Origin of the sequence: Nocardia sp. NPDC058499 (genome assembly GCF_042719915.1) — a bacterium.
Lineage (GTDB): Bacteria > Actinomycetota > Actinomycetes > Mycobacteriales > Mycobacteriaceae > Nocardia.
The window spans coordinates 185105-201152 of the sequence record NZ_JBHXMZ010000008.1 but is presented as its reverse complement, the minus strand read 5'-3'; the positions used below and the strand labels follow the sequence as shown (position 1 = coordinate 201152).

The 16048-nt window shown below is 67.7% G+C and carries 14 protein-coding genes and 1 tRNA gene; 12 read left to right on the top strand and 3 right to left on the bottom strand.

The window, feature by feature from the left end; translation table 11 throughout:
* Positions 1-23 precede the first annotated feature (23 nt).
* From ACFWPH_RS24145 to ACFWPH_RS24105, 9 genes are all read left to right on the top strand, one after another.
* The gene (locus ACFWPH_RS24145; protein ID WP_378754494.1) at positions 24-758 is read left to right on the top strand and encodes a lytic transglycosylase domain-containing protein; all 735 of its coding nucleotides are present in this window, start codon (positions 24-26) and stop codon (positions 756-758) included.
* A gap of 480 nt (positions 759-1238) precedes the next feature.
* The gene (gene eno / locus ACFWPH_RS24140) at positions 1239-2522 is read left to right on the top strand and encodes a phosphopyruvate hydratase (RefSeq protein ID WP_378754398.1); all 1284 of its coding nucleotides are present in this window, start codon (positions 1239-1241) and stop codon (positions 2520-2522) included.
* 8 nt (positions 2523-2530) lie between these two features.
* Positions 2531-3124, top strand: a complete 594-nt coding sequence (locus tag ACFWPH_RS24135) for a septum formation initiator family protein (protein WP_378754397.1) — start codon at positions 2531-2533, stop codon at positions 3122-3124.
* On the top strand, positions 3121-3642 hold the full coding sequence (locus ACFWPH_RS24130) for a DUF501 domain-containing protein (RefSeq protein WP_378754396.1): 522 nt from the start codon (positions 3121-3123) through the stop codon (positions 3640-3642). Before ACFWPH_RS24135 ends, ACFWPH_RS24130 begins: the two co-directional genes overlap by 4 nt.
* A gap of 52 nt (positions 3643-3694) precedes the next feature.
* The gene (locus ACFWPH_RS24125) at positions 3695-4642 is read left to right on the top strand and encodes an exopolyphosphatase (protein WP_378754395.1); all 948 of its coding nucleotides are present in this window, start codon (positions 3695-3697) and stop codon (positions 4640-4642) included.
* A gap of 81 nt (positions 4643-4723) precedes the next feature.
* A complete protein-coding gene (locus ACFWPH_RS24120; protein WP_378754394.1) occupies positions 4724-6184 on the top strand; it encodes a peptide MFS transporter in 1461 nt (486 codons plus the stop codon).
* Between the two features lie 39 nt (positions 6185-6223).
* Complete coding sequence (locus tag ACFWPH_RS24115; RefSeq protein WP_378754393.1) at positions 6224-7702, top strand: amino acid permease; 1479 nt, start codon at positions 6224-6226, stop codon at positions 7700-7702.
* On the top strand, positions 7702-8262 hold the full coding sequence (locus ACFWPH_RS24110; RefSeq protein WP_378754392.1) for a hypothetical protein: 561 nt from the start codon (positions 7702-7704) through the stop codon (positions 8260-8262). The genes ACFWPH_RS24115 and ACFWPH_RS24110 overlap by 1 nt, the downstream gene beginning before the upstream one ends.
* A gap of 58 nt (positions 8263-8320) precedes the next feature.
* A tRNA-Leu gene (locus ACFWPH_RS24105) sits at positions 8321-8394 on the top strand.
* Between the two features lie 223 nt (positions 8395-8617).
* Here ACFWPH_RS24105 and ACFWPH_RS24100 read toward each other — a convergent pair.
* A complete protein-coding gene (locus ACFWPH_RS24100; protein ID WP_378754391.1) occupies positions 8618-9445 on the bottom strand; it encodes an SDR family NAD(P)-dependent oxidoreductase in 828 nt (275 codons plus the stop codon).
* Between the two features lie 98 nt (positions 9446-9543).
* Between ACFWPH_RS24100 and ACFWPH_RS24095 the strand changes: the two genes are divergently transcribed.
* Together ACFWPH_RS24095 and ACFWPH_RS24090 are read left to right on the top strand one after the other, a co-directional pair.
* Positions 9544-10470, top strand: a complete 927-nt coding sequence (locus ACFWPH_RS24095; RefSeq protein ID WP_378754390.1) for a D-isomer specific 2-hydroxyacid dehydrogenase family protein — start codon at positions 9544-9546, stop codon at positions 10468-10470.
* Positions 10471-10721: 251 nt separating this feature from the next.
* The gene (locus tag ACFWPH_RS24090; protein ID WP_033244317.1) at positions 10722-11270 is read left to right on the top strand and encodes a DUF6069 family protein; all 549 of its coding nucleotides are present in this window, start codon (positions 10722-10724) and stop codon (positions 11268-11270) included.
* Positions 11271-11424: 154 nt separating this feature from the next.
* Here ACFWPH_RS24090 and ACFWPH_RS24085 read toward each other — a convergent pair whose 3' ends face one another.
* Both ACFWPH_RS24085 and ACFWPH_RS24080 read right to left on the bottom strand, forming a co-directional pair.
* A complete protein-coding gene (locus ACFWPH_RS24085; protein WP_378754389.1) occupies positions 11425-13686 on the bottom strand; it encodes a hypothetical protein in 2262 nt (753 codons plus the stop codon).
* 139 nt (positions 13687-13825) lie between these two features.
* Entirely contained in the window at positions 13826-14851 is a 1026-nt protein-coding gene (locus ACFWPH_RS24080) for an NADP-dependent oxidoreductase (RefSeq protein WP_378754388.1), read from the bottom strand.
* Positions 14852-15023: 172 nt separating this feature from the next.
* Here ACFWPH_RS24080 and ACFWPH_RS24075 point away from each other — a divergent pair, with 172 nt between their 5' ends.
* A complete protein-coding gene (locus ACFWPH_RS24075) occupies positions 15024-16043 on the top strand; it encodes a sulfite exporter TauE/SafE family protein (protein ID WP_378754387.1) in 1020 nt (339 codons plus the stop codon).
* Positions 16044-16048: the final 5 nt, after the last annotated feature.

Here is a 16048-nt window from a genome sequence, read left to right as displayed (position 1 = left end):
CCGCCGGCGCGGCGATCTGGATGATGGATGGTGTGCGTTCCCGCAGGTACGGCGTTATCGCCGCTTCGATCGTCGCGTTGTTCCTCACCGGGTGTGGGGTGGGTGAGGAACTCGTGCCCATTCCCGAGGGGACCCCACCCGGCCCTGGGGTGCCGGTTCCGGTGATCGATATCGACGCTCCCGGCCGGACCGCGGCGTTGTTGAACGGCTGGGCGGCGGAGCATGCGGATCGGCTGGAGATGCCGGTGGCGGCGTTGGAGGCGTATGGGTATGCGGCGGTGGTGATGGGGAGGTCGCGGCCCGAGTGTGGGGTGGCTTGGACGACGTTGGCGGGGATCGGGAGTGTGGAGAGTGATCACGGTCGGCATCGTGGTGCCGAGGTAGGGGTGGATGGGTTGGTGCAGCCGGGGATCATCGGGATTGCGCTGGACGGGTCGCCGGGGGTGGCGGAGATCCGGGATACCGATGGTGGGCGGTTCGATGGGGATACGGTTTTCGATCGGGCGGTCGGGCCGATGCAGTTCATTCCCGAGACCTGGCGGAAGTGGGGCGTGGACGCGAACGGGGACGGGGTCGCTGATCCGCACAGTATCGACGATGCGGCGTTGACGGCTGCCCGTTACCTGTGCGTCAGCGGCGGGGATCTGCTGAGTGCGGAAGGGTGGAGCCGGGCGCTGTTCACCTATAACCGGTCACAGAGCTATATGGAGGAGGTCCGTGACCGGGCGGCGGCCTACAGCGTCGGCCGCCGCGTGTGATGGGAATTGCCGCCCCCGCTCGCTGAACTCGCATCGCCGTCGGTGCCGGGCGAGACCTCCACTGGGAGTGTCGGCGAACCTGCGGCGACCGCGTACCGCCGAGGTCGCCGTGGGAACCTGTCGCCCCGGCGAGAATCAGGTCGCGTCAGATCGTCCCCGCGCCGTCGAGGTGCGTGCGGTGGGTGCACAGAGTCTCGCCCACCCGGCCGGCGACTACGGGCCCCTGGACAAAGCTGCTCGCGGACCGACCTCGCTCGGGCGTGCTGTGGCTCATGGGCGGCGTGTGCGCGCGACCTGGTGGCACTGTCCTGGGCGGCAGGGTCCGTTGTGTGGCGGTGTACCGGATGGGCCGCGGCTTCCGGGGAGCTCGGCGTGGTGCGGGGCGGCAGATGGACTGGGTCCGAGCGGGCCTACTAGGCTCGCGATTGCACGGCTCTTTCCTGATCACACCGTGCCGACAGCCGAAGGAGTGTTGTTTTCGTGGCCATCATCGAACAGGTCGGAGCTCGCGAGATCCTGGATTCGCGCGGTAACCCCACCGTCGAAGTCGAGATCGCCCTCGACGACGGCACCCTGACCCGGGCCGCGGTGCCGTCGGGTGCGTCCACCGGTGAGCACGAGGCCGTGGAACTGCGGGACGGCGGGGAGCGCTACCTGGGCAAAGGGGTGCAGAAGGCGGTCGAGGGGGTGCTGGACGAGATCGCGCCGGCGGTGATCGGGCTGGACGCTGTCGAACAGCGGACCGTCGATCAGGCGCTGCTGGATCTGGACGGCACCCCGGACAAGTCCCGGCTGGGTGCGAACGCGCTGCTGGGTGTGTCGCTGGCGGTTGCGCGGGCGGCGGCCGAGTCGTCGGGGCTGGAACTTTTCCGTTATCTCGGTGGGCCGAACGCGCATGTGCTGCCGGTGCCGATGATGAACATCCTCAACGGTGGCGCGCACGCCGATACCGGGGTGGATGTGCAGGAGTTCATGGTGGCGCCGATCGGGGCGCCGACGTTCAAGGAATCGCTGCGCTGGGGCGCGGAGGTCTATCACGCGCTGAAAGCGGTGCTGAAGGAGAAGGGGCTGGCCACCGGGCTGGGCGACGAGGGCGGTTTCGCCCCGGACGTCGCCGGCACCCGGGAAGCGCTGGACCTGATCAGCGTCGCGGTCGGGAAGACCGGGCTGAAGCTGGGCCGGGATGTGGCGCTGGCGCTGGATGTCGCGGCGACCGAGTTCTACTCCAACGGTGCCTACCAGTTCGAGGGCTCGGCGCGCAGTGCCGCCGAGATGGCGAAGTTCTACACCGAACTCCGCGCCGCGTACCCGCTGGTGTCCATCGAGGACCCGCTGTCGGAGGACGATTGGGACGGCTGGGTCGCGCTCACCGACGAGATCGGCGACAAGGTGCAGCTGGTCGGCGACGACCTGTTCGTCACCAACCCGGAACGGCTCGAGGACGGTATCGCCAAGGGCGCCGCGAATGCGCTGCTGGTGAAGGTGAACCAGATCGGCACGCTCACCGAGACCCTGGACGCCGTCGACCTCGCGCACCGCAACGGGTACAAGACGATGATGTCGCATCGGTCGGGTGAAACCGAGGACACCACCATCGCGGATCTGGCCGTCGCCGTGGGCAGCGGGCAGATCAAGACGGGTGCACCGGCGCGCAGCGAGCGGGTGGCGAAGTACAACCAGCTGCTGCGGATCGAGGATGCACTCGGCGATTCGGCCCGGTACGCCGGCGATGTCGCCTTCCCCCGGTTCACGTTCGAGGACTGAGCAAGACGATGGCGGAGCGGCGTGCGCGCGGGGCCAGCCCGGCCGGGCGTGGTAACCGGCGTACGTCGCGTGCGCCGTCCCGGCGGCCTGCCGCCGAAGTGCACGGTGGTGCCGAACGGGTGCGTCGTACCACCCGCCGGTCCCGCAGTCGCGCCGCGGGGGCCCGGGACTGGTCGGAACGGACCATCCTCGGGCTTTCCGCCGGTAAGGCGATCATTCTGGCGATGGTGGTGTGTGCGCTGGCCATGACGCTGGCGGTGCCGATGCGTACCTTTTTCACGCAACGCTCGGAAGCCGCCCAGCTGGCGGCCGAACGCCGGACGCTCGAGGCCGATATCGCCGTACTGAAGGACCGCCGGGCACAACAGGAGGATCCGGCCTACATCCGGTCCGAGGCGCGGGACCGGTTACGGCTGGTGATGCCGGGTGAGACCCCGTATATCGTGCAGGTTCCGGGTATCGAGGTACCCGCCATTCCTGACCCGCAGGCGCCGCGCGACGTTCCCGACCCGTGGTACACCGACCTGTGGCGCAGTATTTCCGAACAACCACCCGTCGAAGAATCGGCCCCACCCGCGCCGCAGCCGGAAGGAAACAGGTGAGCACACCCGACGACCGAGATCTGCAGATCGTCGCCGAACAATTGGGCCGCGCCCCGCGCGGGGTGCTCGCCATCGCCTACCGGACACCCGACGGTATGCCCGCGGTGGTGAAGACCGCGCCGAAACTGCCCGACGGCACTCCTTTCCCGACGCTGTATTACCTGACCGATCCGCGGCTCACCGCCGAAGCCAGCCGGTTGGAGTCCGCGGGCGTGATGAAGGGGATGACCGAACGGCTGGGCCACGATCCCGGGCTGGCCGCCGCCTACCGGGCCGCGCACGAAAGTTATCTGGCCGAGCGCGACGAAATCGAGCCGCTGGGCACCGATTTCAGTGGCGGCGGTATGCCGGACCGGGTGAAATGCCTGCACGTGCTGATCGCGCACGCGCTGGCCAAGGGGCCGGGGGTGAATCCGCTCGGTGACGAAGCGGTGGCGCTGGCCGCCGAGAACGGTTTGCGGGGGACCGCGGTCCCGGCGGACTGGCCGCAGTACCCGCCGCCGGAACACGAATCATGATGCGAGACCCCGCCCGCCGCGGACCGCATGTACCAGCTTCGAAGGAGTCGCCGTGACCGACAGGGTGGCCGCCGTGGATTGCGGCACCAATTCGATCCGCCTGCTGATCGCCGATATCGGCGCGGACGGCACGCTGACCGATGTGCATCGGGAGATGCGGATCGTGCGGCTCGGCAAGGGCGTGGACGCGACCGGCCGGCTCGACCCGGCGGCGATCGAACGCACCCGGGTGGCGCTGGCCGACTACGCGACCCTGATGGCCGAGCACGAGGTGCGGCGGGTGCGGATGGTCGCCACCTCCGCGACCCGCGATGCGGCGAACCGGGAAGATTTCTTCGCGATGACCCGCGCCGAACTGGGTCGCGTGGTGCCGGGCGCCGAGGCCGAGGTGATCACCGGCGACGAGGAGGCGCGGCTGTCGTTCGCGGGCGCAGTGGGTGAGCTGCGGCCGGAGGACGGGCCTTTTGTGGTGGTCGATCTGGGTGGCGGCTCCACCGAGCTGGTGGTGGGGGACAGTACCGGTGTGCGGGCGGCGTTCTCGGCCGATATCGGCTGTGTGCGGGTCACCGAACGGTGCCTGCACGGGAATCCGCCGACGGCCGACCAGGTGGCCGCGGCCCGCGATTTCGCGTCCGAGCGGCTTACCGAGGCCTTCACCCATGTACCGGTGGACGGCGCGCATACCTGGGTAGGGGTGGCCGGCACGATGACCACACTTGCCGCGGTGGCCCTGGACCTGCCCGAATACGATTCCGCGAAAACGCATCTCGCGCGGATCGAACTGCCGGACCTGAACGCGGTCTGTGATCGGCTGATCGGGATGGATCACGACGAACGAGCCGCGCTGGGCCCCATGCATCCGGGACGGGTGGATGTCATCGGCGGCGGTGCCGTGATCACCGAGGTGCTGGCGGCCGAGCTGGCCGAGCGGGCCGGTATCCGGGCACTGGTCGTCAGCGAACACGACATTCTGGACGGTATCGCCCAGTCGATCGCCTGATCCCGGCGCACGCGTCGACGTGCGATATCGGTTCGGTGCGGTATGCCACGCGGCGGGTGTGGTTCATGGCACAGTCGGAGAATGTCGGAAGCACCTTCCACGGCGGTCCCCGGCCGGACCTTTTTCGGGCACCCGATCGGCCTGGTCAATCTGTTCGGTGTGGAACTGTGGGAGCGGTTCTCCTTCTACGGCATGCTCACGATCCTGGGCTATTACCTGTACTACGAGACCACCGAGGGCGGGCTCGGGCTCGACCAGGACGCGGCTGTAGGGCTGGTAGGTGCCTACGGCGGTCTCGTCTATCTGTGTACGGTGCTCGGTGGATGGGTGTCCGACCGGCTGATCGGGATGGAACGGACCGTCTTCTACGGCGGGGTCGTGGTGATGGCGGGGCATATCGCGCTCGCCCTGATTCCAGGTCTGGCCGGGGTCGGTATCGGCCTGGTGCTGGTCGCCTTGGGCAGTGGCGCGCTGAAATCGAATGCGTCGGCGCTGCTGGGCACCTTGTACCCGAAGGGGGACGCGCGGGTCGACGGTGGTTTCACGCTGTTCTACCTGGGGATCAATCTGGGCGCCTTCGTCGGGCCGTTGCTCACCGGGCTCCTGCAGGAGGAGTGGGGTTTCCATGCCGGCTTCGGGGCGGCCGCGGTCGGGATGGCGCTCGGGCTGATCCAGTATGTGGTGTTCCGGCGCAATCTCGGAACCGCCGGCCGCGACGTACCGGATCCGCTGCCGCGCCGCGCGCTCGGCCCGCTGGCGGGGCTGTTGCTCGTCGCGATCCTGGTGATCGTGGGTGTGCTGGTAACCGGCCTGGTCACCATCGGCAATCTGCCGGATGTCACCACGGCGCTCATCGTGGTGGCCGCCCTCGTCTACTTCGCCGTACTGCTCACTCACCGCCGGGTGACCGCGGTCGAACGGAGCCGGGTGTGGGCGTTCGTGCCGCTGTTCGTGGCGAATGTTGTGTTCTGGGCGCTGTTCCAGCAGATCTTCACCGTGCTGGCGGTGTATTCCGACGAACGGATGAACTGGAATATCTTCGGCTGGACGGCGCCGTCGAACTGGATCGGCTCGGTGGAACCGGTGTGGATCATCGCGCTGTCGCCGCTGTTCGCGTTGATGTGGACGAAACTGGGCGGCCGTGCGCCGAGCACGCCTCGCAAATTCGCTTTCGGTGTGATGGGCATGGGGGCGGCGTTTTTGCTCTTCGTGCCGATGGCGGGGACCACCGGTAAGGCGGTGCCGGCGCTGGCGGTGCTGTTCATCATGGCTGTGTTCGCCGTCTCGGAGCTGCTGATCTCGCCGATCGGGCTGGCGGTCACCACTCAGCTGGCGCCCGAACATTTCCGCGCCCAGATGATGGCGCTCTATTTTCTGTCGGTGGCACTGGGCACCACGCTGTCCGGCGTACTGGCCCGGTTCTACTCGGCAGATGCCGAATTCGCCTACTTCGGGATCACCGGGCTGGTGGCCATCGCGGCCGGTGTCGTGATTGCGGCGTTGTCGTCGTGGATAACCCGATATATGTCGGGAGTGCACTAGCGTTCCCGATACTCGCGCCGGAAAGACGAGGAGACCGCCGTGACGACCCCGAAAAGCCGCAGTTCGCTGTTCCGCACCAAATCGGTGGAGCAGTCGATCCGTGATACCGACGAACCCGGCGCGAAACTCCGCAAGGAGCTCACCGCATGGGACCTCGCGATCTTCGGTGTCGCCGTCGTCATCGGCGCCGGTATCTTCACCCTCACCGCCCGCACCGCGGGCAATGTCGCCGGGCCGTCGGTTTCGCTGGCGTTCGTTTTCGCCGCCATTGCCTGTGGGCTCACGGCGCTGTGTTATGCCGAATTCGCCTCGACTGTGCCGGTGGCCGGTAGTGCGTACACGTTCTCCTACGCGACCTTCGGTGAACTCGCCGCCTGGATCATCGGCTGGGATCTGCTGCTGGAGTTCGCGCTCGCCGCCGCCGTGGTTTCCAAGGGGTGGTCGCAGTACCTCGGTCAGGTGTTCGATCAGGGCGCCGCGGTCGTCGATATCGGCGGAGTGACTTTCGATTGGGGCGCGGTACTGCTGATCGCGGTCCTGACCACGCTGCTCGCGCTCGGCACCAAACTGTCCTCGCGCGTTTCGGCGGTGGCCGTGGCGATCAAGATCGGGGTCATCCTGCTGGTGATCATCGTCGGCCTGACCTTCTTCGACTCCGCCAACCTGACCCCCTTCATCCCGGAGTCGGTGCCCGGTGAGGAAGGCTCCGGCCTGACCCAGTCGCTGTTCTCCTGGGTGACCGGCGGCGGTAACAGCAGCTTCGGCTGGTACGGCCTGCTCGCCGCGGCGAGCCTGGTGTTCTTCGCGTTCATCGGCTTCGATGTGGTCGCGACAGCGGCCGAGGAGACCAAGAACCCGCAACGCGACCTGCCGCGCGGCATCCTGGGCTCGCTGGTCGTCGTGACCATCCTGTACGTGGCCGTGACGGTGGTCCTGACCGGGATGGTGCCCTATACCGAACTCGCCGGCGACAACGCCACCTTGGCCACCGCCTTCGAAGTGCACGGTGCCACCTGGGCCCACCGGATCATTTCCATCGGTGCGCTGGCCGGTCTGACCACTGTTGTCATGGTGATGTTGCTCGGCCAGACCCGAGTGCTGTTCGCCATGTCCCGAGACGGGCTCACTCCGCGCTGGTTCGCCAAGACCGGTTCGCGCGGTACTCCGGTGCGGATCACGGTGACCGTCGGCATCGCCTGTGCGATCCTGGCCGGTTTCGTGGACTTCGGCACGCTCGAGGAAATGGTCAATATCGGGACCCTGTTCGCGTTCCTGCTGGTCTCCATCGGCGTGGTGGTGCTGCGTCGCACCCGCCCCGACCTGCCGCGTGGTTTCCGGGTTCCGTTCGTGCCGTGGGTGCCGATCTTGGCGGTACTGGCCTGCCTCTGGCTGATGGTGAATCTTTCCGTCGAAACCTGGCTGCGTTTCGTAGTCTGGATGCTGCTCGGTTTGGTGATGTACTTCGCATACGGCCGACGGCATTCGCTGCTCGGCAAGTCCGCTTCCGAACAGGGGTGATGGCGATGCATCTACCGTGGCGGTGGTTCCGGCGCCGGGACGTACCGACGATCTACGACCCGCAGCGAACCGATGCCTCGGGCACCGAACTGGTGGTGGAGTGGATCGATGCGGTTACCACGGGCCTGGCCACGGCTCCGCCCGGACCGCCCGAAGCGGCCCCGGCCCGGGTCTGCGACGGTATGTTCACGGCCGCCACGATCGTCGCGGTACTCATCGACAAGATCGCCGACCGCACCGAGTACCGGGTCGCGAACAACCGCTGTATGGCCTCGGCGGTGGATTTCATGAAGGTGCTCGGTGAGGACACGCTGCGCCGCTACCGTATCGACGGGGTGCAGCCGGTGGGCTGGGAGAACCTGGGTCCGGAGATGGACGAGGCGCTGATCGCCCGCCGGCTGGGCCGGCTGGGTGAGGCGCTGCAACTGGCCTTACTGGCGGTGACAACAGATTACGATCTGTCCGACGAGGTTCGCGAGGCGGCGGAGGAATCGGGTTTGCTGGCGGCGGACGTATTGGTCGAGGCCTGTCAGGCGATTCAGACAGATCCCACCATGTGACTCACTTGCGCCGGGTATTCCGGTACGGGTGTACGAGTCGGTAGTGTGTGGTCCGCACGCCCCCATAGCCCAATTGGCAGAGGCAGCGGACTTAAAATCCGCACAGTGTGGGTTCGAGTCCCACTGGGGGCACCGCTGCGCCACAGGTGAATCGGTGTTTTCACCGGCAGTGGCGGAGCCGGGCCCCTGTTCGGTCCGCAGTGAGTCCGCAGTTTGCCTGTTCGGGAGATATCGGGAGTTGCCGGTCCGGCGCGTGCGGATCGCGCCACCCGTCAGGAGGCTTCCGGGGAGCGGGCGTCGAGGGCGCGCAGGATGTCGTCGGCGAGTTGTTCGAGCACCGCCGACGCGGTGGTGACTAGGGCTGCAGGGTGGACTCGGGCCGCTTCTTGTAAACCCCGCGGCCCACCTGCAGGTAGGACAGGCGGTCGGCCGCGCGGGTGCTGAACCGCCGGACGATATCGAAGACGTGGGCATCCTTGCCGATGACGACCCGGCCCTTCCCCTTCATCGTCGCGTCGACCATCCGGCGCGCGACATTCTCGGGTTTCGCCGCGAAACCCTCGGCCAGCTTCTCCGGTGCCCCCATCTGCTGGGAGACCTGGCGTACGAGATCGGTCCACACTGTCCCGGGCAGCACCGTGGTGACGGTGACCTTCGAACTGCCGCGCAGATCCTGCGCCATCCCGTAGCTGAACAGCGCGAGTGCGGCCTTCGAGGCGCCGTACACCGCGGAGCCCGGGAACGGGGCGATCGCCGACAGGCTCGAGGTGTTCATGATGACGCCCGCCGGTCGTTCCTCGAGGTGCGGGAGGAAGGCGCGCGACATCCACACCGCACCGAAGAAGTTCACGCGCATCAACGTTTCGATCCGGTCGTCGCTGATATCGGCGAGGGTCTGCAGGTTCTGCGGGATGCCCGCGATATTGAACACGCCGTCCACCTGTCCGTGTGCGGCGATCACGGTCTCCGGGAACGCGGCCACGGCGGCACGGTCGGCGATATCGAGCCGGTAGGCGGTGAAGCGGCCGGGGTCCGAGGCCAGTGCTGCGGTGCGGGCCAGGGCCTGCTCGTCGAGGTCGGCGCCGGCCACGGTCGCGCCGCGGCCGATCAGCTCCAGTGCGACGCATCGCCCGATACCGTTTCCGGCTCCGGTGACTACGAAGACGTTTCCCGCGACCTGCATGCTCGATCTCCCGTGTGTTCGCTGGACAGCTGTCCGAACGTATCAGGCGAATCGCGCACGGTGTCGTCGTCATCCTGTGCATCGGGCATAGTCGGGGTGTGCCGAACAGCAGAGCGCCCCGCGTACATCTGGGTCCCGATCAGGAGACCGCCCTGGCCGATGGTGTCGAGCGCGGCGGCGGTGTATTGGTCCCGCTCGCCGACGCGGACGCGGTGGTCTGGGCGCAGGGCCCGGATACGTTCCCCGCCGAGCTCCCGGATTCGGTCCGCTGGGTGCAGCTGCCCTCGGCCGGCGTCGAATCGTGGCTGGCGGCCGGACTCGTCGACCATCGGCGGATCTGGACCTCCGCGGCCGGCGCGTACGCGGGCAATGTCGCCGAGCACGCGACACTGCTGCTGCTCGCCGGGGTGCGTGGGCTCGCCGAACAGGCGCGGGCGACCTCCTGGCGCAAGGCGGAGTTCGATGCCCGCGTCGGCACGCTGCGCGGCGCGACGGTGGCGATCGTCGGCTGCGGCGGTATCGGCCGCGCGATGATCCCGTTGCTCACCGCGTTCGGCGCGCAGGTCCTGGCGGTGACCCGATCCGGTATCCCGGTGCCCGGTGCGGCGGAAACGGTGGACGCGACCCGCACCGCCGAAATATGGTCCCGCGCCGATCATTTCGTTATTGCCGCCCCCTCGACCGCGGATACCGCGCACCTCCTGGACGCGGACACGCTGGCCCGGATGAAGCCGACGGCGTGGATAGTGAACGTGGCCCGTGGCGCCCTGATCGATACCGAGGCACTGGTGCGCGCGCTGGGCGACAACACGATCGGCGGCGCCGCGCTCGATGTCACCGACCCCGAACCGCTGCCCGCCGGCCATCCGTTGTGGACACTGCCCAACGCGCTGATCACACCACATATCGCCAATCCCGCGACCGGGCTCACCAGGGCCCTGGCAGATCATGTGCGGGCCAATGTCGAACGTTTCGCGGCCGGGGAGCAGTTGTTTGCGGTGATCGACACCGAGCGCGGCTACTGAGATGTTGTCCGGTGCTCTGCTCCAGGGCGAGGACGAAGGCCCACCCGGGATGCCGGGCCAGGGCCGAGCGTGCCCTGGCCCGGGCGTTGCCGCTGTCACTCGTGTCGCGCTGGGGCACGCTCCCGAGCCACCCCGTTTGCGGCGGTGGCGGGTGGATCGGTGACGGTGCACGAACGCACCGGCGCGAATTCCGGCGACATGCCTGCCCGATTCGGGTGGGAGCGCGGGCCCGGGCGGGGTAGTTTCTGCCTATGACGGATCCGTCGTACAACTATGGACGGCAGGACCCTTACCGACAGGGTCACCAACAACAGCCGGGGTACCCGCAGCAACCGGGGTACTCCGAGCCGCCGGGGTATGCGGAGCCGGCGGAGCCGAAAATCAACCTGGGCCGGTTGTGGGCGGGCGGGCTCGGCACCGCCGTGGTGGTGGCACTGGTCATCGTGGTCGCCATCATGCTGGTACGCGGCATCCTGAACATCGCGGTCCTGGCCCCGGAGGGCGCGGGCGCCTATGGAACGGTCTCCACCACCTCGTACGCGATAGCCGGCGCGGCTGCCGCGATCGCCGCCACCGGCCTGCTGAACCTGCTCTTGGCGCTGATGCCGAATCCGCTGCAGTTCTTCTACTGGATCACGGGGCTGGTCACGGCGCTGGCGGTCCTGCTGCCGTTCACCCTGGTGGCCGGGCTCGACGCCAAGATCGCCACCGCCGTGATCAACCTGATCGCCGGCCTGTGCATCATCACGCTGCTGGGGTCGATCGGGGCGGGCGCGATCGACCGGCGCCAGCAGTACTGAACCGGAGCTGACCCGCCGCATCGAGGATAGGCGCCTACCGGCCTCCGACGAGGTCTTCGGCCCAGGGCAGGACGCCGGTGGAAACCCGACCGGGCCGGCGCCGCCCGCAACTGAGCTGTCGTAGAACTCGGCGAGGTGCCGGCTCCGGAACGCTTCACACCCGGGCGAATGATTCCGTGTGTTCCGGCGGTGCCGGCGCGAGCGGTTCGGGTTCCGGGGGCGAGTTCTCGGTACGGGGCCGTGACCGGTGGCGGATGTAGAGCAGTTGCAGCACGCCGATACCGATGAGACCGAGTACGAAGGTGGCAATTCCCAGCGGCGTACCCGGCGGCCGCCACGTGACCTCGAGTTCGGCGTTCTCGGTGCCTGCCGGTATCTCCACCGAGACGAATATTTCGTCGAGGGCACCGGAGTCGTGCTCGCGCCCGTCGATCGTGGCCCGGTAGCCCGGCCAGGCCAGCCGTGCGAACGTGATACGCCCGCCCTGCTCCGACGAGACCCGCACGGTACTGGTGTTCTCGGTTTCCGAGACCGAGACGGCGTCGACACCTTCGGTGTGGGCGATTCGGCCACCCGTCGTCGAGACCGGGCCGGTATCGCGCTCCAGGACCCAGATCCATTTGTCGTTCGGCGGATAGTCCACCCAGTGCCAGCCGGGTGGAGGCGGATTGTCGCGGGCATCCGGATACACCAGCCGCATCAGGGTGATCCGGTCGACCTTCATCAGGTCGACCAGGGGTTCACCGGTCAGCGGTTCCGGGGCGAAGATCTTGTCGAAGGCCTCCGGGCAGGTGCTGCCCTCCCAGCGCATACAGGTGTGTTCCGAGAACGCGCGGTGCCCGATGGGGGTGTAGCCGTTGACGTAGTCGAGTCCGAGGTCCGCGGCATAGAGACCCACGACCAGCGAACTGTAGACGCCGGTGAGATCCTTGGCGTCGCCCGGGAAGATCGCACTGTTGCCGAGTTGCAGGGTTGTGCCGTCGAAGTCCGGGAACAGTGCCTGCGCCGCGGAGCGACGTTCGGGCAGGTTCCACGACATCGGGTGCGGATACGAGCTGTCCACCTGGTAGTACGCGATCGGGGCGAAGGTGACCAGCAGCGCCGTACACGCCGCGATCCGGCCCCATTTCGCGAACACCACCACGACCGCGATCCCCAGTACCACCACGACCGCGGCGGCCCCGATATGCGTCCAGATGCGGTCCTGCGGAGCCGATGACACCGACCGCACCAGCAGTGCCAGCACCAGCACCCCGGCTACCCCGAACCGCGTTCGCCAATTCGTGAGGGTCCCGTGGCGGCTCAGCAGGACACAGCACAGCACGAGCAGTGCCAGGGCGAGCATCGGCAGGATCCGCGCCGGCCACCGCAGTGGACCGAAGGCGGCCGGGCCCGCGGTCCACATCAGTGCGATACCGGCGAAGATCACCGCCCCGGCGGACTGCCGCAAGGTCTGCCCGGCCGCCTTCCAATCGATGAATGCCAGCGCCGGAATCAGGAACCAGGCGATATAGACGATCGGCATCGGTTGGATCAGGCCGAACCACGAATTGAACGACGGGAGTGTGCTGGGCAGGCTCGCATTCAGCGATTCCGACCACGGCACGGTCATGAAACCGTCGTTGTTGATCATGTCGTCGGCGGTCCGCCAGGTCACTTCGGCCGAGAGTATCGAGGGCAGGTAGGTCATGAGGCCGGCTGCCCCGGCGCAGCCGGCGGCCAGCAGTAGTCGCACCGACGGCCACGGTGTGCGCTGATACACCCACTCCCCGGCGGCGACGGCGACGATCATGAGCGCGGATTCGACACCGGGCCAGACATAACCGAGAGTGATTGCGAAGAACAGGAATACGAACACCGGAACCGGGCCGCCGCGGCCGCGTGCGTAGCGCACCCCGGACGCCCACGCATGCGTCAGCCACGCCGTACCGGCGAGACCGAGCACCCAGCTCGCCTGGTCCAGGAACAGCAGCCATCCCGAAAAGCAGAACGCGGCACCCGCCACCGCCGCCCACGCCGGGTGCGCCCGGTACGCCAGGCACACCCGGAACACGCCGAGCGCGAGAACGATCGAATACGCGAGCTTGACCAGGGTCGCCAGCACGACGAGGTTGTCGAACGACGGCGCCAGCAAAGCGACCAGCAGCTGCGGCGGGTTGAACACACTGGCCTGGCCTTCGACCAGGAAGTTCCCGGACATCCACTGTTCCGGTGCGATACCCGGGAATTCCCCCTCCCGCAGGCGCCGTCCGACGTCGAGCCAGAGGGGAACGTACTGGGCCTCGGTGTCGTCGGTGTAGAAGTGCCGGGAGTTGGCGAACAGTACCGCAGCGTACCCGGCGAGCACCCCGAGAACGGTCGCGGCGGCCCAGCACAACGTCGTCTTTCGTTCAGCTCGTAAACCGAAGTCAGGCACGGTTCAGTGACATTACAGTCCACGCGGTCGGCAAAAGTGGTGTGGGTCTCATAAATCGGCTTACGGCTATCGAAAGCCCCGCGAATCGGCTGCCGGATTCACGGTTCCGCCGCCCAGCGCCGGCACTGTCGAACCGGGGCTATTCCGCCATTCGCACCCGGACCAGCTGTTTGCCGAGGTTCGCCCCGTCGAACAGCCGTTGCAATGCGGCCGGGGCATTCTGCAGGCCGTCGACGATATCCTCGGCCCAGCGCAGTTCTCCTGTGGCAGCCCAGCCGGACAGCCGCGCAAGTGCGGCCGGGAACACCGCGGCGTGGTCGAAGAACAGGAAGCCCTCCATGCGGGCGCGACGGAAGGCCAGCTGCATATAGTTCGCCGGGCCGGTTCCGTAACCGTCGTCGGTGTAGCCGGAGGAGATGGAACCGCACAGGGCGATCCGGGCGTGCACAGCCAGGTTGTCCAGTGCCTGTTCCAGCAGCGCACCGCCGATATTGTCGAATACCGCGGTGAGACCGTCCGGCGCGAAATCGCGTAACCCGGCCCGGATATCGTCGGTGCGATAGTTCAGGCAGGCGTCGAACCCCGCGGTATCGCGTACCCAGCCGGTCTTGCGGTCCGATCCCGCGGTACCGATAACCCGCGCGCCGGCCAGCCGGGCGATCTGCCCGGCGAGGGAACCGACACTTCCGGCTGCGCCGGTGACAAGTACCGCGTCGGATTCCGCGACCCGTAGTACCTCCGTTACTCCGATATAAGCGGTGAGTCCGCTGACTCCGAAAACCGTGAGCGTATGGCGGGGTTCGATACCCGGCGGTACCGGATTGACGCCGAAGAGGCCGCCGGTGCGTGCGATCGCGTACTCCTGCCAGCCGAGTTCGCCGTAGACCCACCGGCCCTCCGGCAGCTCCGGGTTGCGCGATTCGACCACGCGACCCACCCCGCTGCCGCGCATCACCGCACCGATATCCACCGGCTGGATGTAGGTCGGTCCGGGGTTGAGCCAGGTGCGCTGGGTTGCGTCGATACCGAGCCAGAACACTTCGATCAGCGCCTCACCGTCGGCCGGGACCGGCCGGGGGACGGTCTCGGTGGTGAAGGTGGTAGTGGTGATTCCGGCGGCAGGCCGGTCCCGGAGGATTATCCGGCGGCAGGTTCGGGCGGGCACCGGCCAGTCTTACCAGGCGTGGGAGAGCTCGCCGAACGATTATTCGGGAGAACCCTGTGATCTGCGGATCTGTCGCGCCGGAGGGGTTGTGTTCACGGTGATTGCAACCGGTGCCCCGGCGGCTCGGGCGCCGTAACCTCGATCTCCGGTCCAGGTTCGGGAGCACACCGTCATGATCAAGTTACTTGTTTTCACCCTCGTGGGTATCGGCGCGCAGATCGTCGACGGCACGCTCGGGATGGCCTTCGGCGTCACCGCGACGACACTGCTCGTGCTCAGCGGTACGGGTGCCGCGCATGCGAGCGCGGCGGTGCATTTCGCGGAGGTCGCGACCACGCTGGCGTCGGGTATCTCGCACTGGCGGTTCGGCAATGTCGACTGGAAAATGGTGCTGCGGCTGGGCGTGCCCGGCGGTGTCGGCGCCTTCCTCGGCGCGACCGTGCTCTCCCGGATCTCCACCGAGGCCGCCGAACCGGTGACCGCGGGAATCCTGCTGGCGATCGGCGTCTTCCTGGTCATCCGGTTCTCATCCCGGCCGCCGCTGGAGATCGCCGCTTCGGAGAAGGCCGCGCATTCCGCGAAATTCCTGACCCCGCTCGGCTTGTTCGGCGGTTTCATCGATGCCAGCGGCGGTGGCGGCTGGGGCCCGGTCACCACCAGTACGTTGCTGACCACCGGCCGGGCCGCGCCCCGCCGGGTGATCGGTACCGTGAGCGCCTCGGAGTTCATCGTCTCGGCGTCGGCCAGTGTGGGATTTCTGCTCGGCCTCGGCTCGGAATTCTTCGACAATCTGCTCATCATCGCCGGCCTGGCGCTTGGTGGTGTGCTGGCCGCTCCGCTCGCGGCATGGCTGGTGAGCCGGGTGGCTCCGGCGGTGCTCGGCACCGGTGTCGGCGGTGTGCTGGTGTTGACGAACGTGCGCACCCTGTTCAAAACCTTCGATATCGAGGGCGCCCCGCGCACGATCGCCTATGTGGTGATCGTGGTGGTGGCGGTTGCGCTCACCGGTTACGCGTGGCAGAAATCCCGGGCGGCTCGAACCACGGAGACGGCGGACCCGGCAGCCGGTGAAACAGGCCGGGGGAGCGGCGACGTGGACCTCGCGGGCGGTGGCGCCGAACCGGTACAGACCGCATCCCGGTCGCAAGGAAACGAAGAAAGCCCCGATTCGGCGGAGGTGCCGGTCAGGTAGGGCTC